Annotated in this window: 1 protein-coding gene; it reads right to left on the bottom strand. The window is 72.0% G+C overall.

What is annotated here, in order from left to right:
- On the bottom strand, nt 1–207 hold a 207-nt coding region (locus HV826_RS36650; RefSeq protein WP_176421602.1), incomplete at both ends, for a hypothetical protein.

Below are 207 nucleotides of genomic sequence, written 5' to 3'. Positions count from 1 at the left end.
CGGAGCGGCTTGCCGAGGAGGCTCGGCTTGCCGAGGAGGCTCGGCTCGAAGCGGAGCGGCTTGCCGAGGAGGCTCGACTTGCGGAGGAGGCTCGGCTCGAAGCGGAGCGGCTTGCCGAGGAGGCTCGGCTTGCCGAGGAGGCTCGGCTCGAAGCGGAGCGGCTTGCCGAGGAGGCTCGACTTGCGGAGGAGGCTCGGCTCGAAGCGG

Origin of the sequence: Myxococcus sp. AM010 (assembly GCF_013372585.1) — a bacterium.
Lineage (GTDB): Bacteria > Myxococcota > Myxococcia > Myxococcales > Myxococcaceae > Myxococcus > Myxococcus vastator.
The sequence above is the reverse complement of the archived record's forward strand: the minus strand, read 5'-3'. Positions and strand labels throughout refer to the sequence as shown.